Annotated in this window: 24 protein-coding genes; 19 read left to right on the top strand and 5 right to left on the bottom strand. The window is 55.0% G+C overall.

The window, feature by feature from the left end; genetic code table 11:
* Positions 1 to 3: 3 nt before the first annotated feature.
* Genes MCG44_RS05255 through MCG44_RS05195 form a run of 13 tightly spaced genes read left to right on the top strand, consistent with a single transcriptional unit; the run spans position 4 to position 13,480 of the window.
* Positions 4 to 390 (top strand): PrgI family protein, encoded by a 387-nt coding sequence (locus MCG44_RS05255; RefSeq protein WP_059004499.1) that lies wholly within the window; start codon positions 4 to 6, stop codon positions 388 to 390.
* Complete coding sequence (locus MCG44_RS05250; protein WP_173878849.1) at positions 356 to 2,779, top strand: VirB4-like conjugal transfer ATPase, CD1110 family; 2,424 nt, start codon at positions 356 to 358, stop codon at positions 2,777 to 2,779. Before MCG44_RS05255 ends, MCG44_RS05250 begins: the two co-directional genes overlap by 35 nt.
* Entirely contained in the window at positions 2,772 to 3,533 is a 762-nt protein-coding gene (locus MCG44_RS05245; RefSeq protein WP_117515655.1) for a BRO family protein, read from the top strand. Before MCG44_RS05250 ends, MCG44_RS05245 begins: the two co-directional genes overlap by 8 nt.
* A 4-nt stretch (positions 3,534 to 3,537) precedes the next feature.
* Positions 3,538 to 4,158 carry a hypothetical protein gene (locus MCG44_RS05240; protein WP_059004496.1) on the top strand — a complete coding sequence of 207 codons (621 nt, stop codon included), beginning with the start codon at positions 3,538 to 3,540 and terminating at the stop codon, positions 4,156 to 4,158.
* Positions 4,151 to 5,173, top strand: coding sequence for a DNA cytosine methyltransferase (locus MCG44_RS05235; RefSeq protein ID WP_117515657.1), 1,023 nt, complete (start codon positions 4,151 to 4,153; stop codon positions 5,171 to 5,173). The genes MCG44_RS05240 and MCG44_RS05235 overlap by 8 nt, the downstream gene beginning before the upstream one ends.
* Positions 5,170 to 7,059, top strand: coding sequence for a C40 family peptidase (locus tag MCG44_RS05230; RefSeq protein ID WP_226973347.1), 1,890 nt, complete (start codon positions 5,170 to 5,172; stop codon positions 7,057 to 7,059). Before MCG44_RS05235 ends, MCG44_RS05230 begins: the two co-directional genes overlap by 4 nt.
* Positions 7,060 to 7,074: 15 nt before the next feature.
* A complete protein-coding gene (locus tag MCG44_RS05225; protein ID WP_118359288.1) occupies positions 7,075 to 7,815 on the top strand; it encodes a phosphoadenosine phosphosulfate reductase family protein in 741 nt (246 codons plus the stop codon).
* Entirely contained in the window at positions 7,802 to 8,092 is a 291-nt protein-coding gene (locus tag MCG44_RS05220) for a DUF4315 family protein (protein WP_117515658.1), read from the top strand. The genes MCG44_RS05225 and MCG44_RS05220 overlap by 14 nt, the downstream gene beginning before the upstream one ends.
* Positions 8,082 to 8,813 carry a DUF4366 domain-containing protein gene (locus MCG44_RS05215; RefSeq protein WP_117515660.1) on the top strand — a complete coding sequence of 244 codons (732 nt, stop codon included), beginning with the start codon at positions 8,082 to 8,084 and terminating at the stop codon, positions 8,811 to 8,813. Before MCG44_RS05220 ends, MCG44_RS05215 begins: the two co-directional genes overlap by 11 nt.
* Entirely contained in the window at positions 8,810 to 10,912 is a 2,103-nt protein-coding gene (locus tag MCG44_RS05210; RefSeq protein WP_173878854.1) for a DNA topoisomerase 3, read from the top strand. The genes MCG44_RS05215 and MCG44_RS05210 overlap by 4 nt, the downstream gene beginning before the upstream one ends.
* Positions 10,899 to 11,435, top strand: a complete 537-nt coding sequence (locus MCG44_RS05205) for a hypothetical protein (protein WP_117515662.1) — start codon at positions 10,899 to 10,901, stop codon at positions 11,433 to 11,435. Before MCG44_RS05210 ends, MCG44_RS05205 begins: the two co-directional genes overlap by 14 nt.
* Positions 11,436 to 11,447: 12 nt before the next feature.
* Positions 11,448 to 13,307: an antirestriction protein ArdA gene (locus MCG44_RS05200; protein ID WP_117515664.1), complete on the top strand. Its 1,860-nt coding sequence runs from the start codon at positions 11,448 to 11,450 to the stop codon at positions 13,305 to 13,307.
* The gene (locus MCG44_RS05195) at positions 13,304 to 13,480 is read left to right on the top strand and encodes a hypothetical protein (protein ID WP_166462245.1); all 177 of its coding nucleotides are present in this window, start codon (positions 13,304 to 13,306) and stop codon (positions 13,478 to 13,480) included. The genes MCG44_RS05200 and MCG44_RS05195 overlap by 4 nt, the downstream gene beginning before the upstream one ends.
* Positions 13,481 to 13,687: 207 nt before the next feature.
* On the opposite strand, the gene MCG44_RS05190 is transcribed toward MCG44_RS05195, so the two are convergent.
* Positions 13,688 to 13,918: a helix-turn-helix domain-containing protein gene (locus MCG44_RS05190; protein ID WP_059004488.1), complete on the bottom strand. Its 231-nt coding sequence runs from the start codon at positions 13,916 to 13,918 to the stop codon at positions 13,688 to 13,690.
* 157 nt (positions 13,919 to 14,075) lie between these two features.
* Here MCG44_RS05190 and MCG44_RS05185 point away from each other — a divergent pair, with 157 nt between their 5' ends.
* Entirely contained in the window at positions 14,076 to 14,561 is a 486-nt protein-coding gene (locus tag MCG44_RS05185) for a hypothetical protein (protein ID WP_166462244.1), read from the top strand.
* A 196-nt stretch (positions 14,562 to 14,757) separates the two neighbouring features.
* On the opposite strand, the gene MCG44_RS05180 is transcribed toward MCG44_RS05185, so the two are convergent.
* The 4 genes from MCG44_RS05180 to MCG44_RS05165 all read right to left on the bottom strand — a co-directional run bounded on the left by MCG44_RS05180 (position 14,758) and on the right by MCG44_RS05165 (position 17,440).
* Complete coding sequence (locus tag MCG44_RS05180; RefSeq protein WP_117515666.1) at positions 14,758 to 15,111, bottom strand: DUF6050 family protein; 354 nt, start codon at positions 15,109 to 15,111, stop codon at positions 14,758 to 14,760.
* A 92-nt stretch (positions 15,112 to 15,203) separates the two neighbouring features.
* Positions 15,204 to 16,553 carry a relaxase/mobilization nuclease domain-containing protein gene (locus tag MCG44_RS05175; RefSeq protein ID WP_240287132.1) on the bottom strand — a complete coding sequence of 450 codons (1,350 nt, stop codon included), beginning with the start codon at positions 16,551 to 16,553 and terminating at the stop codon, positions 15,204 to 15,206.
* The gene (locus tag MCG44_RS05170; RefSeq protein ID WP_117515670.1) at positions 16,514 to 16,843 is read right to left on the bottom strand and encodes a plasmid mobilization protein; all 330 of its coding nucleotides are present in this window, start codon (positions 16,841 to 16,843) and stop codon (positions 16,514 to 16,516) included. The genes MCG44_RS05175 and MCG44_RS05170 overlap by 40 nt, the downstream gene beginning before the upstream one ends.
* A gap of 240 nt (positions 16,844 to 17,083) precedes the next feature.
* Positions 17,084 to 17,440 carry a helix-turn-helix transcriptional regulator gene (locus MCG44_RS05165; protein ID WP_002584957.1) on the bottom strand — a complete coding sequence of 119 codons (357 nt, stop codon included), beginning with the start codon at positions 17,438 to 17,440 and terminating at the stop codon, positions 17,084 to 17,086.
* Between the two features lie 398 nt (positions 17,441 to 17,838).
* On the opposite strand from MCG44_RS05165, the gene MCG44_RS05160 reads away from it, so the two are divergent.
* The 5 genes from MCG44_RS05160 to MCG44_RS05140 all read left to right on the top strand — a co-directional run bounded on the left by MCG44_RS05160 (position 17,839) and on the right by MCG44_RS05140 (position 20,795).
* A complete protein-coding gene (locus tag MCG44_RS05160; protein ID WP_003431289.1) occupies positions 17,839 to 18,024 on the top strand; it encodes a cysteine-rich KTR domain-containing protein in 186 nt (61 codons plus the stop codon).
* A gap of 16 nt (positions 18,025 to 18,040) precedes the next feature.
* The gene (rlmN, locus tag MCG44_RS05155) at positions 18,041 to 19,024 is read left to right on the top strand and encodes a 23S rRNA (adenine(2503)-C(2))-methyltransferase RlmN (protein WP_002584956.1); all 984 of its coding nucleotides are present in this window, start codon (positions 18,041 to 18,043) and stop codon (positions 19,022 to 19,024) included.
* Between the two features lie 472 nt (positions 19,025 to 19,496).
* Positions 19,497 to 19,934 carry a sigma-70 family RNA polymerase sigma factor gene (locus MCG44_RS05150; protein WP_003502131.1) on the top strand — a complete coding sequence of 146 codons (438 nt, stop codon included), beginning with the start codon at positions 19,497 to 19,499 and terminating at the stop codon, positions 19,932 to 19,934.
* Positions 19,918 to 20,160 (top strand): helix-turn-helix domain-containing protein, encoded by a 243-nt coding sequence (locus MCG44_RS05145; protein WP_002604473.1) that lies wholly within the window; start codon positions 19,918 to 19,920, stop codon positions 20,158 to 20,160. The genes MCG44_RS05150 and MCG44_RS05145 overlap by 17 nt, the downstream gene beginning before the upstream one ends.
* Before the next feature lie 434 nt (positions 20,161 to 20,594).
* On the top strand, positions 20,595 to 20,795 hold the full coding sequence (locus MCG44_RS05140) for a transposon-encoded TnpW family protein (protein ID WP_240287130.1): 201 nt from the start codon (positions 20,595 to 20,597) through the stop codon (positions 20,793 to 20,795).
* The last annotated feature ends 24 nt before the right edge of the window (positions 20,796 to 20,819 follow it).

The following is a 20,819-nucleotide window of genomic DNA, read 5'->3' as shown; positions in this document are numbered from 1 at the left end:
ACATTGGCTTATGTAACAATCCCGAAGGACCTGAGTCGGATACAGAGCAAGGTCCTGTTCGGGCTGACCAAACGACAAGTGATCTGTTTCGGAGCGGCGGCGCTGGTAGGCGTGCCGCTTTTCTTTTTGGCAAAGGCGAGCCTGGGAACCACCACGGCGGCGCTGTGCATGATCCTGGTGATGCTGCCCTTTTTCCTGTTCGCCATGTACGAGAAGAACGGGCAGCCGCTGGAGGTGTTCCTGGGTCATCTGATCCAGAACAAATTCATCCGCCCGAAGGTACGCATCTACCAGACCAACAATCTCTATTCCGCCCTGGTGCGGCAATCCCAACTGGAACAGGAGGTGAAGCGGATTGCGAGAAAAGGCAGAAAGACCGGCAAAGCGTAAGCTCACCCGTGCCGAGCGCAAGCAGATCGAGGCGGTGATCCGGCAGGCGAAGGGCGACGGAAAAGCCCATACGGTGCAGGACAGCATCCCGTTTCAGAATATGTTCCCGGACGGTCTGTGCAGGCTGGAGGGCGGCGCCTTCTCCAAGACCATTGCCTTTGAGGATGTGAATTACCGCCTGGCGGGGCCGGAGGATCAGCGGAGCATCTTTGAAAGCCTCTGCGATTTCTACAACGGCTACGACCCCTCCATCGGTGTTCAGGTCTCTTTGGACAGTCGCAGCGGAGGCAGCGCCGCCGATGAAATGTTCGGCATCCGCAGGCAGGGCAACGACCTGGACCCCATCCGGGACGAGGCGGTGGACATCCTGCGGATGCAGTACAAGCGGGGCAACAACGGCTATGTGAAAACCAAGTATGTGACCCTGACCATCGAGGCGGAGAACCTCCCTGCGGCCCGGGCGCGGTTTGCCCGCATTGAGACCGACACCCTCAACCGCTTCAAGGTCATGGGTGCGGCCGCTCATGTGCTGGATGGAAAGGAGCGGCTGGAGCTGCTTTACAACATCCTCCACCCGGAGGGCGGGCAGTTCGCCTTTGAATGGGACTGGCTCCCGGCCAGCGGCCTTTCGGTGAAGGACTTCATTTCTCCGTCCTCCTTCCACTTCGGGGAGACCCGCACCTTCCGCATCGGAAAGCGGTATGGGGCGGTGTCCTTCCTGCAAATCCTGGCGCCCGAGATGCACGACCGTATCCTCACCGACTTCATGGAGGCGGACGGAAATATCATGGTGACCATGCACATCCGGGGCATCAACCAGAACGAGGCCATCAAAATGGTCAAGCGGAAGATCACCGACCTGGACGCCATGAAGATACAGGAGCAGAAGCGGGCGGTGCGCAGCGGCTACGATATGGACATCCTTCCTTCGGACCTCTCTACATACGGCGGCGCGGCAAAGGACCTGCTCACCGACCTGCAATCCCGCAACGAGAGAATGTTCAACATGACCTTCCTGGTGCTGCACACGGCGGAGACCCGTCAAAAGCTGGAGATCGCCGTATCCCAGGCGGCCAGCGTCGCCCAGACCTATAACTGCCTTCTGACCCGGCTGGACTTCCAGCAGGAGGACGGGCTTATGAGCAGCCTTCCCCTGGGGCTCAACCGCATCAAGATAGAACGGAGCCTGACCACTTCGGCCCTGGCGGTGTTCGTCCCCTTCGTCACCCAGGAGGTGTTCATGGGCGGCGACGCCATGTACTACGGGCTCAACGCCCTTTCCAATAACATGATCCTGCTGGACCGCAAGCAATCCCGCTGTCCCAACGGTCTTGTGTTCGGCACCCCCGGCAGCGGCAAATCCATGAGCTGCAAGCGGGAGATCACCTTTATCATGCTGATGACCCAGGATAATGTCATCATCTGCGACCCGGAGGACGAGTATTCGCCCCTGGTGAAGCGATTGGGCGGTCAGGTGATCCGGCTGTCCCCGTCCAGCACCGACTATGTGAACCCTCTGGACATCAACCTCAACTACTCCGAGGAAGAAAACCCGCTGGCGCTGAAAAGTGATTTCGTCTTATCCTTCTGCGAGCTCATCATGGGCAGCAAGACGGGGCTGGAGGCCATCGAGAAAACCGTCATTGACCGGGCGGTACAGATGATCTACCAGCCCTACTTTGCCGATCCCCGGCCAGAGAATATGCCCATTCTGGGCGACCTGATGAACGCCCTTCTGTCCCAGCACATCCCGGAGGCCGACCGAGTGGCCCAGGCGCTGGACCTCTATGTGAACGGTTCGCTGAACTTCTTCAACCACCGTACCACCGTGGACATCTCCAACCGCCTTGTCTGCTTTGACATCAAGGGCCTGGGCAAGAACCTGAAAAAGCCGGGGATGCTCATTGTTCAGGATGCGGTGTGGAACACCGTTACCATCAACCGGGCTATCGGGCGCTCCACCTGGTATTTCGTGGACGAGTTCCACCTTTTGCTGAAGGAGGAACAGACCGCCGCATACAGCGCCGAGATTTGGAAACGGTTCAGAAAATGGGGCGGTATCCCTACCGGGGCGACCCAGAACCCCAAAGACCTGCTTTCCTCCCCGGAGATCGAAAACATCCTGGAAAACAGCGACTTCATCTATATGCTCAACCAGGCGGCGGGAGACCGGAAGATACTGGCGGAGCGGCTGAACATTTCATCGGAGCAGCTTGCCTATGTGACCAACTCCGAGCCGGGCCACGGGCTGCTGTTCTTCAACAATGTCATCCTGCCCTTTGCGGATGACTTCCCGAAAGACACCGAGCTCTATAAATTGCTCACCACCAAGCCCAGCGAGGTTGCACACGAAACTGTGGACGACGAAAAGGAGGACCAGAATGGATAACAAGATGGCGGTTTTCAATAACCGCGAATTTGGCAGCATCCGAGTGATCGAAGAAAACGGCAATTATCTGTTTTGCGGATTTGATGTTGCGAAAGCCCTGGGATATGCAAAACCGAGGAACGCCATCAATACGCATTGTAAGGGGGCCCTGAAACGGGGCGCCCTTACAGAAGGAGGCGTACAGGAATTGACATTCATCCCGGAGGGTGATGTGTACCGCCTGATCGTTCATAGTCGGCTGCCTGGTGCGGAACGCTTTGAAAAATGGGTGTTTGACGAAGTTCTCCCCATGATCCGCAAGACGGGCGGGTACATGACTGCCTCCCTTCTGGAGCAGGCGGCGGAAAAACCGGAAATATTGCTGGCTTTTGCCGACCAGCTTCTTGCCGAGCATGAGAAAAACCGGCAGCTCTCCGGCGAGGTGGAACGGCTGCGGCCGAAAGCAGATTTTTATGACGCCTTTGTCCATGAAGAAAACTGCACCAATATCCGAGCCACGGCGAAAGAACTGCAAATCGGGGAGCGTGCGTTTTGCCGTTTCCTGATGGACGCGGGATTTCTGTACCGCTGCCCGGCCGGATACCTTCTGCCCTATGCCAAGCCCTCCAATAACGGATTATTCCGTGTGAAGGACTTCTGGAAATATGGGCATTTTGGACAGCAGACCTTGATTACGCCCCAGGGCAAAAATGTGATCCGTCTGCTGCTGGATGATGGGCAAATGCGGCTGGAATGGAAGGAAAGGATGGGATAAGGATATGGAACAGGAAAAGCTGTATGTCATCGAGGAAAAGACCTATGAGGCACATATCGACGAGGAAGTGCATCTCTACGGGCTGCTTCATCAGCTTGCCTTCCTTGCCGGAAAAATCAAGGACCGGGAGGATGTGGAGGCGTTCATTGCGGCGGCGAAGCGGTACGGCCAGATCGCCGATGACAAGTTTGACGCCTGGAACATTCCCGGCCGTTACCTGGTGTTCGGCGACAAGGCGGACCTTGCCGGGATGAAGGCGCGGGAGCTGTGCGAGCTGGACGCCTTCTATGTGGAGTGTGAGGACGACGAACCCGAACCGGGCGGCGGCCGCCAGGAGGAACACTATCTGATCCCCGGCAGCGGATTCCGGCTGCTGGTGAGCGAACTGCACATGTTCCTGGTAACCTGGTACAGCATCGCCAAGTGTCTGTCGCAGGCACAGAACGAGAAAGATTTTCTCCGACTGCAAAAGAAATACGGGAACTATGAAAAGACGCTGAACAGGCTGCGCCGCAAGCTGGGTCTTTCCGCTGACAGCAACTTTTGTCAGGATGAATTGGAGGCGGCGGTCATCAAGCGGTTCCGGGCGGAGCTGATCCCTGGGGAGCAGATCAGCCATGAATAAGCTCACCCATGTCAGCCTGTTTTCCGGCATCGGCGGGCTGGACCTTGCGGCGGAGGCGGCGGGCTTTGAAACGGTCTGTCAATGCGAGTGGGCGGACTATCCCTATTCCATCCTGCAAAAACATTGGCCGGATGTGCCGAAGTTCCGCGACATCACCACATTCACGAAGGAGGCGTTTTTTGAAAAAACAGGACTTGAAACCATTACCATCCTCTCCGGCGGATTCCCGTGCCAGCCTTTCTCCACCGCAGGAAAACGGCGGGGCTTTGCGGATGAACGCTACCTGTGGCCGGAGATGTGCCGCGTTATTGCCGAACTGCGGCCCCGTTGGGTGCTTGGGGAAAATGTTGCTGGCTTCATCAATATGGGGCTCGACAAAACGATTTTTGACCTGGCAAAAGCGGGATACGCTGTTCTCCCATTCGTATTTCCGGCTTGCGGCGTCGGCGCATGGCATGAGCGCCAGCGAACTTTTATCGTCGCGGCTGATGTTTCCCACACCCCTTGCCTCCGACAAATCCACGGGGCGGGATGCTGCCAGCCTGGATGTGTTCCTGTCGGACAATGGGATATTCCGCAAGCGGAACAAGGACGGGTCGATCTGGAGCCTGTCCCTGTCGGCGGCGGTGTTCTATCTGACCCCGGCAGCATCGGAGGGCTACCGTTCCACCCTGAAACCGGCGGCCTTCCGGGACAAATCCCCGTCCTCCAACCTGTCGGCTCAGGTGATCCGGCAGGAGCAGCCCCTTTCCGAGAAAGCGGCGCTGAACCCGGACTGGGTGGAATGGCTCATGGGATTCCCCCCGAAATGGACGGACGCATCCTTTGGCGTGCCGAGCCCGAAGGAGTCCCCCGCATGACCGAGGACACGGACAACCGGGCGCTGCGGCTGAAAACCCTGGGGAACGCGGTCTGCCCGCCCCAGGCCTATCCCATTTTCCAGTACATCGCCATGATCGAAACCGGGGCGTGTGCCGACATCTGCCCCTATGGAACAGGAGGTGACGCACCTTGAAAGAATGGAAAGCCCCCGAAAAGGAGGCGCAGAAGATGACCCGTGACGGGGCAGTATCCGTCAATCTGGTTACGGGCGAGACGACCTATCCCTCTGACCGGACGCCGGAGCAGGACCATTCCGCCTCCGGCGACACGGCGGGTGCCGCTGGGAAAGTAGTGGATCGTGTGGAACTGCACCGGGAACAGGCAGCAGCCAAGAAGAAGCGCCGGAAACAGCGCAGAACCTATCGGGAGGGCGAGGCGGCAGCGGGCCGTCCATCCTCCCGATTGCAGTTTTCCGAGGCGGACCAGGCCAAGCCGGAGCTGCAAGGGGCCATCCGCAAGTCGGACAAGGCGGCGGACCGGCTGGACGCGGCAAAGACCGCTGTTCCATCCAAACTGCCATCCCCCCAACATGCCAATCCGCTGTCCCGCCCCATCCAGGAGGCAGGCGCAGCCATCCACGGCAAGGTCCGAGAGGTGGAGCAGGAAAATTCCGGCGTCCAGTCGGGCCACCTGGGGGAACGTAGCTTTGAGAAGGCTGTGGGCTACGGAAACCGCCGTGTCCAGAACTGGCGGGCGGAACGCAAGCTGAAACCCTGGCGGGACGCGGCAAAGGCGGAGCAGGCGGCGGTCAAGGCCAATGCGGATTTCTACTATCGGAAAGCCGTGGCGGAGAACCCCCAGCTTGCATCCAATCCCATCTCCCGCCTGTGGCAGAAACGGAAGCTGCAAAAGCAATATGCGGCGGCATACCGGGCGGCGGGCAAGACCGCCCAGGCCGGGAAAACAGCGGAGACCACGGCAAAGGCGGCCAAGAAAACCGCCCAGGAGTCCAAGCGCACCGCCCTTTTCCTGAAACGGCATTGGAAGGGCGCGTTGATCGTGGGCGGCATCGGTCTTCTGCTGGTAATGCTGCTGGGCTCCCTGCAATCCTGTTCCTCCATGTTCGGCGGCGGGGTGTCCAACATTATGGCGTCCTCCTATCTCTCCGAGGATGCCGACATGCTGGCGGCGGAAGAAGCCTACTGCGCCAAAGAGGATGAATTGCGGGAGTATCTGGATACCTACGAGGCCACCCACGACTATGACGAGTATCACTTTGATCTGGACGAGATTGAGCACGACCCCTATGTGCTGATCTCCATTCTGTCGGCACTCCATGAAGGGGTGTTCACCATTGACCAGGTACAGGGCGACCTTCAAACCCTCTTTGACAAGCAATACATTCTCACCGAAACCGTGACCACGGAGACCCGCTATCGGACGGAGACACGGACGGACAGCGAGGGCAACACCTATACGGTTCGGGTGCCCTATACCTGGACCATCTGCACCGTCACGCTGGAAAACTTCGACCTCTCCCATGTGCCTGTCTACATGATGGGCGAGGAACAGCTTTCCTTGTATGCCACCTATATGTCCACCCTGGGCAACCGCCCCGATCTGTTCCCGTCCTCCGGGTATGTGAACAAGTACATCGACAACCCTCCCACCGCCTGGGAGATTCCCGCTGAATACCTGACGGACGAGCGGTTCAACACCCTCATTACCGAGGCGGAAAAATACCTGGGTTATCCCTATGTGTGGGGCGGCAGCAGTCCCAGCACTTCTTTCGATTGCAGCGGATTCGTCAGTTATGTGCTGACCAACAGCGGCCTGTGCAATACCGGGCGGCTGGGCGCACAGGGGCTCTACAATATTTCCACCCCAGTATCCGACCCCCAGCCCGGCGATCTGGTGTTCTTCGTGGGCACCTACGACACAACCGGCGTATCTCATGTAGGCATTTATGTGGGCGACGGGATGATGCTGCATTGCGGCGACCCCATCCAGTATTCCAACCTGAACACGAGCTACTGGCAGTCCCATTTCTACGCATACGGCAGACCGCCGTACAACTGATGGAGGTGATGAAGCATCAATATGGTTTCCTATGGGGGCGGCGCCAACAGCACCGCCCTTTTGATCGGGCTGCACCAGCACCGTATCCCGGTGGACCTGATTCTCTTTGCGGATACGGGGGCAGAGCATCCCCACACCTACGCCTATCTGGAGGTGATGGACCGCTGGCTGAAGGACCACGGGATGCCTCCCATTATCAGAGTGTATAAGACCACCCGTGACGGGAAACGGCTGACGCTGGAGGATGAATGTCTGCAAAGTTGCAGCCTACCGTCCATTGCCTACGGCTTCAAGCGGTGTTCCCTGAAACACAAGATCGGGCCGCAGGAAAAGTTCTGCAACCATTACCCGCCGTGTCAAAAGGCGTGGGCGGCGGGCAAACGGGTGGTCAAGTTCATCGGCTACGACGCGGGCGAGGGCTACCGCAGCGACAAGGTGCTGCTGGGAGACCTGGCCGACCGAAAATACAGCAAGTGGTATCCCCTGATGGAATGGGGATGGACGCGGGACGATTGCATCCGGCAGATCGAGGCGGCAGGGCTGCCCCAGCCGGGAAAATCGTCCTGTTTTTTCTGTCCCAGCATGAAACCCGACGAGATCACCGCCCTGCGGGAGCAGCATCCCGATTTGTTCCGCCGCGCCCTGGCGCTGGAGGACAACGCCCGGAAAAACCTGAAAACGGTCAAGGGCCTGGGGCGGAACTATTCCTGGAGAGAACGATTTGGAAAGGAGTTTTGCACACATGGCAACGGTTGAGAAGATTCGCAAAGACATCGAAAAGACGAAGGAGAAGATCTCCGCCCAGCAGAAGCGACTTCGGGAGCTGGAGGCGCAGCTCACCGAGGAAGAAAACCTGGAGATCGTCCGCATGGTCAAGGCGGTGCGCATGGACAACAAGGAGCTGACCGCCTTCCTGAAGGCCTACGCCAGCGGCCTTATCACCCTGCCCGACGGGATGATGGAGGCGGAGGCGGCGCCGGACCCCGACGACGAGGATATGAAAGGAATGGAGGACGGCGAAGATGAAGCGTAACAGAGTTTTCCGCCTTTTGGCGTCCCTGACGGTGGTGGTCCTGTGCATGACCGCCTTCTCCGTCACCGCCTTTGCGGGCGGTGGGGATGGCGACTACTACACGGGAGAGTCCGCCGAGACGACGCCGGAACCCACCGAGGAACCCGCCACCGGGGGCATGGAGCCGGAGGGCCAGCCCCTTACCCCGGAGGGCAACGCCACGCTGGTGGACGATTATTACGGCGACAAACAGCTTATCACCGTGACCACAAAAGCGGGCAACTATTTTTACATCCTGATCGACCGGGCCAACGAGGACAAGGAGACCGCCGTTCACTTCTTGAACCAGGTGGATGAAGCCGACCTGATGGCGCTGCTGGAGGACGGACAGACGGAGGAAAAGCCAGCTGCTTGTACCTGCACCGAGAAATGCCAGGCTGGTGCGGTAAATACCGCCTGTCCGGTCTGCGCGGTGAATATGAGCGAGTGTGCCGGGAAAGCGCCGGAGGTGGAGCCGGAGCCTGAACCGGAGCCGGAGAAGGAGTCCGGCAGCGGCGGCGCCCTGGTGCTGATCCTGCTGCTGGCGGCTCTGGGCGGTGGCGGAGCCTTCGCCTACATCAAGTTCATCAAGCCCAAGCAGGGCGCAAAGGTCAGCGCCGACCCGGACGACTATGAGTTCGAGGACGAGGAATACGAAAACGAGGACATTCCTGAACAGGGAGAACAGGAGGAGCAGAATTGAGCAAATTGGTGATCTGCGAAAAACCGAGTGTAGCAAAGAGTATCGCATCGGCCCTGGGTGTCACATCCAGGGCCGATGGCTATTTTGAAGGCGGCGGCTGGCTCATTTCCTGGTGCATTGGTCATCTGGTGGGACTGGCGGACGCGGCCGCCTACGATGACCGCTATAAGAAGTGGCGGTATGAGGACCTTCCCATCCTGCCCGCCCCCTTCCACTATGTGGTGTCCGAGGAAAAGGCTGACCAGTTCCACATTCTCCGTTCCCTGATGGAGCGCCCCGATGTGACGGAACTGGTCAACGCCTGCGACGCGGGACGCGAGGGCGAGCTGATCTTCCGGCTGGTCTATGAGGCTGCCGGATGTTCCAAGCCTTTCTCCCGTCTCTGGATTTCTTCGATGGAGGATGCGGCAATCCGGGAGGGCTTTGCCGACCTGCACCCCGGCGCGGACTATGACCCGCTGTATCAATCGGCGCTTTGCCGCCAAAAGGCGGACTGGCTTATTGGTATCAATGCCTCACGGCTCTTTTCGGTGTTGTATCATCGAACGTTAAATATTGGGCGGGTGCAGACGCCCACCCTGGCGATGCTGGCCGACCGGGACAGTAAGATCGTCCTGTTCCGCAAGGAGAAATACCATTATGTGCGGCTGGCGCTGGAGGGGGCCGAGGCGGTCAGCGACCGCATTGTTTCCCCGGAGGACGCCCAGGCCATCCGGGATGCCTGTGACGGGCAGCGGGCCGTGTGTGTATCCCTGGTGCGGGAGAAAAAGACGGAGAACCCGCCCAAACTGTACGACCTGACCACCTTGCAGCGGGAGGCGAACCGGGTGTTCGGTTACACGGCCAAGCAAACCCTGGACTACGCCCAATCGCTCTATGAAAAGAAGCTGCTGACCTATCCCCGCACGGACAGCCGGTATCTGACCGGCGACATGGCGGAGACCGCCTCCGTGGTTCTGCATCTGGCAGCACGGGTGACGCCCTTCGATGCCTGCCCGGAGTTTTTCCCCGATGTTCTGGCGCTGGTGAACGACAAGGAGGTATCTGACCATCACGCGATCCTGCCGACGCTGGAACTGGAGAAAGCGAACGTTCCGGGGCCGCCTGTGGGTGAGCGCAATATCCTTCTGCTGGTCTGCTGCAAGCTGCTGTGTGCGGCGGCGGAGCCTTTCGTGTATGAGGCGGTCACGGCCACCTTTGATTGCGGCGGACATACCTTCACGGCAAAAGGAAAGCAGGTGCTTTCCCAGGGCTGGCGCGCCATCCAGGAGGTGTTCCGTTCCTCCCTGAAGGAGAAGCCGGAGGATGAAGATGCCGAGGGTGTTCTTCCCGCCTTGACCGAGGGGCAGGTCTTTGAGCCGGTCTCCGCCTCCGTCACCGAGCACTTCACTTCGCCCCCCAAGCCCTACACGGAGGACACCCTTCTGTCGGCCATGGAGAATGCGGGCAAGGAAGATATGCCGGACGAGGCAGAACGCAAGGGCCTGGGCACCCCGGCGACAAGGGCGGCCATCATTGAAAAGCTGGTGTCCGGCGGGTTCGTGGAGCGCAAGGGCAAGAACCTGATCCCTACAAAGGCAGGCGTTAACCTGGTCACGGTGCTGCCGGAGCTGCTGACCTCTCCCAAGCTCACAGCGGATTGGGAGCAGCGGTTGAACGAGGTGGCAAAGGGCCAGGCGTCGCCGGAGGACTTCATGGACGGGATCGAGGCAATGGCGGCGGAGCTGGTGCGGAAATACTCCCACATTTCCGAGGATGGGCAAAAGCTGTTCCAGCCGGAGAAAGAGACGGTGGGCCTCTGCCCCCGCTGCGGCAAGCCGGTCTATGAAGGCAAGAAGAATTTCGCCTGTTCGGACCGGGCCTGCCAGTTTGTCATGTGGAAGAATGACCGTTTCTGGACCAGCCGCCGCAAGGAAATGACCCGGAAGATGGCGGCCGACCTTCTGAAAAAAGGCCACACTTCCGTCAAGGGGATGTGGTCGGAGAAGAAAGGTTCCACCTATGACGCCGTGGTGATCCTGGACGATACCGGCGGCAAGTATGTCAATTTCAAGTTGGAGTTTCCCAAACGAAAGGATGGTGTGCATGGCAAAAAGTAAAACCGAGGTCAACTTCATGGAGCATTTGAAGCCGCTGCTCCCCGCAGGCGGTGACGCAAGCGAACTGGAGGCAGCGGCCCAGGCGCTTGCCGGACTTTCCCCGGAGGACCGTGACCTCCTGGCCGCTGTCCAGGAGTCTCCCTTCCGACTGACCACCCTGGAGCAGTTCCGGGAGTTTCCCGCGAATACCGAGTATTTCATTCTGGAGCCCAACATCCGCAAGGTGGAGGATGTGGGCTGGCGCTATCTGGCGCAGCATTTGGATGTCCTTCTGCCCCCGGAGCTGCTGGACGCCATTGATCCCGTTCCTTTCGGCAACCACGCCATGCGGGAGGAACAGGGGTGCTTCACCAGTAAAGGGTATCTCACCCTTTCCGGCGACGAGTGGGAGCATGAGCGTCCCAGGGAGAGGCAGACGGAGAAAAAGCCCTCCATCAAGGAGCGGCTGGAGCAGAGCCGGAAGGAATGTGCCAATCAGAGCAAGGCGCAGCCCCATCGGGAAAAGTCTGCGCCGGAACTGTAAGGAGGTGTCGTTATGCCCCATTATGACTATGACAAAGATTATCCCTTTGCCGCTTTCATCACCAACCTGGGCAAATATAACGAGGGTGCCCTTGTGGGCGAATGGGTGAAGTTCCCCACCACGGCGGAGGAACTGAAAAAGGTCTTTGAGCGTATCGGGATCGGTGCGAAGGACGACTTCGGGCAGACCTATGAGGAATGGTTCATCACGGACTACGACTGCTATGTGGACGGCCTCTATGACCTGCTGGGTGAGTATGCAAACCTGGACGAGCTGAACTACCTGGCTTCCAAACTGGATGATATGAGCCAGGATGAATATGAGCGGTTTCAGGCGGCTATGGAGATCGGCGATCACACGGGCAGCATCCAGGAGCTTATCAACCTGACGGAAAACCTGGACTGTTACGATGTTTACCCCGACATCCATGACCACGATGATCTGGGCCGGTATTATATCGAGGAACTGGACGCCATGCAGGTGCCGGAGCATCTGCGCAATTACATCGACTATGAAGCCTACGGGCGGGACATCGCCCTGGAGGAAAGCGGCCAGTTCACCGACCTGGGCTATGTGCGGGATACCGGGGACAGCTTCCATGAGTATTACGATGGTGAGCGCGGTAGCATCCCGGAGGAATACCGAGTAATGACCTTCCAGGATGACATCCCCGAAGAAGAAATTTCGGAATGGGCCATGGACCTTGCCTACGATATGGACGAGTTTTTCCGGCAGAACGATCCGCAGTATGCCGCCGAGCACCCGGAGGAACACGCGGCAAAGGAAGAAATCTACGAAAACCTGATGGCCGGGCGCATCTCCGCCCTGGACGAGAAACTGGCCGCCCTGGGGCAGACCCAGGAGGACTATCTGCCTTCGGAGATCGAGAAGTTCAAGGACGCCACCGGCTATGAGGAATTTCTGGATGTGGACCCCCAGGCGATCCGGGAGGCCATTGAAAACCCGGATCAGTCCCATGTGGACGAGATGCTGTCCTTTGCGGAGCAGGCAAACCGGGAGTATGAAGCGGAGTTGTACGGGCAGCAAGCGGCGCCCACCCCGGATGACCGAGAGACCGGCGAGACGGTGCGGACTCCCAGGGGCACCTTCCATGTGACGGATATGAGCCGGGAACAGATGGAGGCGGCCGGATACGGTTTCCACCACGAGTCCGAGGACGGAAAGTATCTCATCATGGCCAACGGCAGCCGCGCCTTTGCCATCCCCAGCGGAGACGCACCCGAACATACCGCGCCGGAGAAGTTGACTGTCCTGGTGGTGGAGCCCATGAAGGAACCCTATGTGAAGGAAATCGATCCCGGCCTCCATGCGCTGCAAGCGGAGGTGGGCGGCGACATTGCCGCCTCCTATCCCTTTGACGATCCGGTGGGGCTGGTGCTGAACGACGAGGGCAAGCTCATCGGTCTGGACCTGAACCGCTCTCTCCGGGACGAGCATGGGGAGATTTACGACATTGTGGCAGGCACCTTCTTGGTGGTGGGCCTGGGGCCGGAGAGTTTTGCGTCCCTGCCCCCGGACATGATCCAGAAATACACCGAGCAATTCAAGCGGCCGGAGCTGTTCGCCAGCATCAACGGGCAGATCGTATCCGTTCCCGTGGAGCCGGAAAACCCGCTGCGCACGGCGGAAATGACCCTGGAGGATGACTACGGCATGATCGACGGGATCATCAACAACGGCCGCCGTGGTGAGGAATTGGAGAAAGCCCAGACCGAGGCGCGCAGGACCACGCCGGAGAAAAAGCCTTCCATCCGGGAGCGACTGGAGGACGCAAAACGGGAGTGCGCGGAACGGAAAAGCCCGGACAAGCCTGCCCCGCAGAAGAAGCCCCCGGAGCTGGGCGACTTATGAGCCGGAGCAAGAAATGGCGTCTGGAATGGGCGTTCTTCCTGGGCGAGAACGGCAGACGCCAGTATAACAAGCTATGCAAGGGCTGTATCCATCCCTGCAAGCAGAGTTTCCGGGCGGTGGTGTTGTCCTGTCCGCACTATCTTTCCCTCCGTTCCAAAAAGTGCGGGAATTAGGGTTCAAAACAGTCAAAGAAACCGGCTGTGACGGCTTTTCCGTGTAGGGGCAGTATGATTTCCCATGTGGAGCGGCAGGGCGTTTCTGCATAGGAAAAACGCCGGATTTTCACCTTTTATCAAGCAAAATGGGAGCGTCAACATCGGATGCAGTTATCCGAGGTTGGCGCTCCCATTCTTTTTTTGTTCTGGCTGCGTCGCAGTCGATCAGTCATCCTCTAACAGCTTGGAGGGCGGGATTTTCAGCACTTGGGCGATCTTGAACAATGTTTCAAGAGATACGCCACGAACCGTACCTGTTCCTTCTACCTGACCAACGAAGTTGACACTTTTCCCGATCCTCTCCGCAAGGACCTCCTGTGTCATCCCCGCCTTTTTTCTGTAATATGCGATCTTCAAGCCCAAAGTGATATAGCGTTCTGGAAACTCCGTTTGCATAATATCACCTCCTGATATTATGCTACCAACAAAACAGGTAAATTATAATTGAGACCAATTAAAGAATTATTTACTTTAAGTCAATGTTTGTATATAATGAGAAGTGGATTGTTTACTTTGTTGGAGGGACTGGCTTGAAAATGGCGAAGATAGAACCGTGAACATATTTACTGTTAGTTTTTTTGGACACCGGATCATCCCGGAGTTTCGTGAGGCGGAGGATCGTGTGGAGGCGCTGGTTCATGCGCTGCTTTTGGAAAAGGAGTATGTGGAGTTCCTGGTCGGACGGGACGGAGATTTTGACCAGATCGTTTCCTCCGCTGTCAAACGCCAGCAGCGACTTGTTCGGGATGACAACAGTTCCTTGATTTGGATACTGCCATATCCCACGGCGGAGCTGCGCAACAATATGGAAAACTTTGAAACCTATTATGATGAAATCGAGATATGCGGCAGCGCGGCCAGCAGCCATCCAAAAGGCGCTTTTCAAATTCGCAACCGGCAGATGGTGAAGCGAAGCAATCTCGTTGTATTCTATGTGGACCATACAGGCGGCGGAGCTTATCAGACCATGCGCTATGCGCAGAAAGAAAAAAAGAATATACTAAATCTTGCTGGGGAAGGATACGGAGAAAAAGAATGAGCGCCATCATCTTTCGGTGATGGCGCTCATTTTCAGTAGCAGTAGTAGGCGCTGTGGGAATGTGTGTAAACGGTCAAAGGGGCGGCGCTGTGGGAAACAGTGTTTGCGGGCTGTGGGAAAGCTGACAGCTTTTCCATCAGGTCGTAAATATTTGTTTTCCATCGGTGGAGCGGCCGTTTTCCACATTTCCATAGTGCTATTCTGGAATATAGGAAGTCCCTCTTGTTATGAACAGTCGATAGATGGTCAAGGGAATATACCAGGTAGACACCAGCAGTCGCCAGACCAGGACGAAACCGCCGATCACTCCGCCAATAATAAAGTTCAGCAGAAACAACGGAAGGGCGGTTCCCAAAGAGCCGCCCGGCACGATCCAGGCAAACATCCGTGGGATGCCAAAAGGCAGACCGCAAAGGATGAACAGCCATACATAGTCGGTGACTCCATCTTTTGTGCAGACGGATTTGAAAATGCAGTACAGCAAAGCCGCCACCGCCACGGGCAGCACGCTCTTTTTGAAAAACTCTTTGATTACTTCGGATTTCGTCACAGTCAGCACCTCCATTCCTGGTTCCATTATATCAGCCGGATAACCATGCGCCCAGGGGTTTTGCAAAGACTGTCAAAAGCGCCCAATCCCCGTTACTCCAAGTCGTTGCTCCGCTGCCGCTGCTGTTCCTGTTCCTTCGGCCTTTCCAGCAGGGCGTCCACATTCTGGCGGAGGGTGTCATATTCCTTTTCCTCCCGTTGTATCTTCCGAAGTTCCGTTTGCAGGGCGGCCTTGCGGGCGGAGAGTCCTTCCAGTTCTGCTTTCACCTTATCGGAGGAAGGAAGTTTGGTGAGCCCGGCCTTTTTGATTTCCCTGGCGGCCGCCTCGAATAAGATAATCTCGCTCTCAAAGCCGCGCAGGAATTTTTCCTTGTCCTTTGATGCCTTGTATCGGTCATAGACAGGTTTCAGCTTGCGGTAGGTGTCGATCTGCTTTCCCAGGAGGGCAAGGTCGGCGATCCGCTGTTCCGTATCCTGCAGACTTTCCCTGGTACGGATGGAGGCGGCGGCAACGGCGTCACACCGTTCCACCAATTCCTCATAGCTGCCGATGCCGTGTTCGGTGAGAAAGTTCATGGTGGCGGCCGCCCGTTTCAGATTCTCGATGGTTGCCCACCGCTGGTATCCGGCACTCTGCTGGGCCTTGATATTGTTCTGAATGTCAATGAGCAGGCTGACCTTCCCGCTGCGCTGTTGGGGCTGTCTGGAGGGCCTGGGACCTCCGGCAATGCGGGAGACAACGGCTGCTTCCGTGTAATCGGCGCCCAGGGTTTTGAGCCGGGTGAACCTCTCCTGGTCCGGCGCCCTGGCGGAGATATACTTTCCCCGCTTGATTTCGTACCCTTCCCGCTGCAACCGGGCAAGCAAATCTTCCAGGCTGGAGGACACGGGGATCAGCCGGTCGATGGCGGCTTTCAGCTTTGCCTTGTAGCTGGTGCCGTTCTGTGCGGCCTGATGCTCAATGTAGCTCTTGCCCTTATCCCGGCCAGGGACGATGACGGACAAGCCGTGTTCTTTGCACAGCCGGTCGCTGGCCCGGCGTATCTCGTGATAGCTGCGCTTGTTGGAATGGTAGTGCTTGTGGTCGGTGAAGCTGACCGCATTGAAAATCAGGTGATTATGGACGTGATCCTTGTCAATGTGAGTGGTGAGGACAAATTCATATTTGCCGCCCAGGACCTCCCGTGCCAGTTCCATGCCGATCCGGTGGGCTTCCTCTGGCATGACCTCCCCAGGTTCAAAGGCTTGGATCAGGTGACGGCCCAGGTGTGTGCCCTTGTCGATGGAATGGCGGCGTGTCCATTCAAATTCAATGTCGGCGGTCTCGGCGGCGCAGCCGAAGGAGGACACCAACAGCTTCCCGTCCGTCTTGTCAGGATTGCAGATATAGTCAATCGCAGCTTTCAGCGTTGACTTAATAGGATGCGTCTTTGTAACTGCCATATCTGATCCAGCCTTTCCCGGATTTCCTCCATGTCGGCCTGATAGGTGGGGCCTCCGGCGTTGACCCGCTTGGCAATCTGATTGATGTTCCGGCCAATGGCGGACAGAAGTTTGTTCATCTCCTTAATGTCCCTGGTGTCCACCTGGATGATATATCCGTCAATCGCCATCTTCCGCAGGTAGGCGCCGATCCGCTTTGTCTGGAGCTGGGCCATCTTCTGTTCCATCAGTTCCTTTTCCTCGGCGGTCACATAGAACTTCACCTGGATATTTCGTTTTCGGTTTGCCATCGTGGTATCTCGCCTCTTTTCGTATCAGGGTTTGGGATGTTCCCAACAAGCATTTTTCGGGTTTAGGGAGAGGGTTCCCTAAAGCCAAAAATCGCAAACGGGTACTCGTTTGCTGTGCTTGCTATCTACTCCATACCCCCACCGAAAGGCGGTATTTGTTGCGCGTTCCTTTGATTTTGGACGCAAAAAAAGATTGCAGCCGCCATGCGCTGCAATCTCCCGATTTCTCATATTGTGAGGTTAATCCTCTGCTTTTTCGACTTCCGTTATCTCCCTTGCTGTTGCGGTTACAATCCGTATGCCTTTATCGCTCATACCGTCCAGCAGCGCGTCAAGCTGCCGCCGCCCGGTGGATTTCTCCGCATTGCTGTTCGGGAAGAAAAATTGATCTACCGAAATATGATACCGGGTTACAAGGTCATAGAATACCTGTAAACTCGGCTGTTGTCCCTTGTTCTCGATATTCGCAAGGTAGCGCGGGGAAATATATAACTCGTCGCTTACCTTTTTGCGGCTCTCGCCGTATTCATTTCTCGCGGCTTTTATAGCTGCCCCGAAAGCCTTAAAGTCGTACAATGGTACGGGTCTTTTTGCCATTTTCATTCACCCTGTTACATTTTACAGTTCACCTTTCTTTTTGGATATGTCCACACAATTCATATCATTAGGTTAAATACTTCCTGTTGTGTATTGACAGTAGACTGATTTTCTGATAAAATAAAATTTATGTAAAAGGAGGCGGCGTTTATGTTGCATAGCATGCGTATTAGATAAGCATTGAAAAAAAGGATTTTCCCATTTTCAACATGGGCTTTTTTGTCATGCTTATTTTGCGGATGCTATACAAAAAACTAACGACGTATAGATATAGTATAGACATAGTGCAAGCTATGCCTTAGTTTTGTTGTACTGCTCTGTGCATTATAAATGCAGGTCAATGCTCATGTTGAGGATTGACCTGCATTTTTTTGTGTAAAAAGGACGAGTGAAATATAATGCTTAAAAAATATTGGATAAAATGTCCGATTTGTAACGGAAAGACGAGAGTTCAAGTATTTCATAATACTGTATTAAAAGATTTTCCTCTTTTCTGCCCTAAATGCAAATTGACGCATATCATTGATGTAGAAAAATTAGAGATTGTAATCAAAAATACAGAAAAACAAACTTTTATTATTTAGAAGAAAGGATATAAAAATGAAACGTTTACCTAAATATACGCCTGCGGAAGTACGGAATGATCCATACGGATTTACTTACAAAGAAATGTCGGAAGTTATTGGCGAGAATGAAGCAAAAGCCTTATATGAAGAATTATATAAGCAATTACCACGCAAAAAAAATCTATCAATGTTGGTAAAAAATATTTGCAAAAGCAGTGATACTGAAAAGTATGTTTACGAACTGAAAGACAACAAATACATTGAAACGGTTTTTATCAAGCGGCGAGATGGTGGAACTGTTTGCGTGAGCACACAAGTCGGTTGTCCTGTTGGTTGTATTTTTTGTGAGTCCGGGCGAAATGGCTTTGTTCGTAATCTAACATCGTCAGAAATCGTACAACAGATTATATTGTTGCGTCGAAAAGTAAACCGTATCGTTTTTATGGGTATGGGAGAGCCTTTATTCAATTATGACAACTTGATAAAAGCAATCCATATTCTCCGAGATAGATATGGGCTCAACTTTCCAACCGACGGCATTACCATATCAACAGTTGGTCCGGTCGATCAATTAAAAAAATTGCGCGAGGAACATCTTAAAATTCAGTTGACAATATCTTTACACGCAGCAACACAATCTGCAAGAAATCGTATTATTCCTCACATGCGCATATATGCTATTGAAGATGTTGTTAAGCAAGCCTTATCCTATTCTGAAAGGCATAATCGCAAAATTGTCTTTGCGTATTTGCTTTTACCGGGTATAAATGACCGGCCCTCAGATGTAAGACAACTTGCAAAATGGTTTCGGGGCAAAAAAGTTATGATTAACGTGTTACAATACAACCCAACAAGCAATTCAAGAATTAAAGCACCACAGAAACGGGAAATAGTTGCATTCAAACATCAATTAGAGCAAGCAGGACTTGAAGTTACTATGAGAGTTTCTCATGGCAGAGAGATTAACGCGGCTTGTGGACAGTTAGCTAACACATATAATAAATTCAAAAAAAAATGATTAAAAGTGCCAGACGCATAGACGCAGAGCCGATAACGCATTAGGTCAAAAAACCTATGTGTTATCGGCTTTTTTATTTAATATTGCGCAAAAGCCGCTGTTCCCTATTATAGAATGGATTGCGGGTAGTGTATTAAAGTCGCCCTTTTTAAGGATACGGCGGTATCGGGGAGGTATCGCCGTGTCCATTTTTATTTACTGTAACCCGCCTAATGCTTTGCGGTCAAAAAAAGCTATGCTCCGCAAGCGGGATATTCCGGCTATGAGTATGAACTGTCAATACATCTAAATACTTCTTACATTTCCTTTGCGCTCGTCCGCGTCTTGCGGACGGGCGCATTTTGCTTTTTTCAACTTTTTTCTGAAAAACGCACTCAAGAGCCATCTCCCGAACGGGTACGGAGCGAAAGGGGCAGAGAGGACAAGCCCTTAACTCCCGTCCTCTACTCCACGCGGGAAGGAGGTGAACTCTATGGAGCTATCTTCTTCCGACAAGGAAAGAATACAACATCAGTACGACGCATTAGCAAAGAAAACTTTGGTTGGCGAAGCGAAAAGCCACCGCCGCACTCTTGCGAAACGCGCAGCACGCGAAGTACCTTTTTCGGATTTGAGCGAAAGCGAACTCGCGCAGCTTTTCACAACGGACGAATACAAAAGCGATTATTTCCGTTTTCAAGTGTCCGGCTTTGATGTACTCGTCAAAAATGAACTGCTTGCCGAAGCCCTTAACGCTTTGCCCGAAAGGAAACGCGACATTATCCTTTTGTCCTACTTCTTGGACATGAGCGACGCGGAAATTGCTGAACTGCTGAATGTTGTACGCACGACGGTTTTCCGGCACAGGAAATCCGCGCTTGCGAAAATCAAACAGTATTTGGAGGGAAAAGCAGATGATGAATACCGTTAGGAAATCTGAAAATCTGTTGCCGTTCCCTGTCATTTCCGCAGCGGCAAACGGCGACACAACCGCCATGTGCGCGATCTTGAAGCATTACGAGGGTTACATAGCGAAACTTTGTACCCGCACGCTGAAAGACGACGCGGGCAATACCTATTCCTATGTGGACGAGGAAATGCGTAACAGGCTGCAAGTGCGCCTTATTACCCGCACCCTTGCTTTTCATGTAGGATAATCTTTTAGCCCATGCGGGGAGCGTGTCCCCTTTCCACGCTTCCCGTTATGGGCTATTTGTCGTTCCGTAACAGCACATCGGAAACGGTGTACTGTTACAGGCCGACAAAGCCTTATTGTTCCTTGACAAAGAAAGCCTTCGGGCAGAATAAGGCAGACGGATACAATTTGTCTGTGTGGAGCCGGTCGGCCGGTGCGCCATGACCCTGTTGCAAGTCCGCAGGACGGGACCCCTACCAAACAGGTGAGCGACAAAACCAGGCCGCAAAACAGGTGTGGCAGCCTGTGGGCGAGGATACGCAGACAGGATAATGAGACTCCCGCGTTGAACGCCCTCAAAGCATTGCGCGGCGCACCCATCAGCATGGGCCGGGGTGAGATTCCCGTGGAGCTGCGGCCAGCAGCCGTCCGTTTTCTGCCTCTTTTATGGTTTTAATGAAATGGCATGAAAGGGGCCTTATTATGCAGAAAATTCAATCTGAAAATAAATATGCCCCGCCTATGCGGAGCAAAAAGAAGATCGGCAACACGACCTTTATCGTCAATTCTTTTTTCCCTCAAACGGGAAATCAGACGATAGCCTCCAAACTGGAGAACCTGATAAAAGCCGATGTTCAGAAACAAACTGTGACTTGAAAACCTCTTAACAGGCAGACAGGG

This window comes from Lawsonibacter sp. OA9, assembly GCF_022440585.1.
The sequence above is the reverse complement of the archived record's forward strand: the minus strand, read 5'-3'. Positions and strand labels throughout refer to the sequence as shown.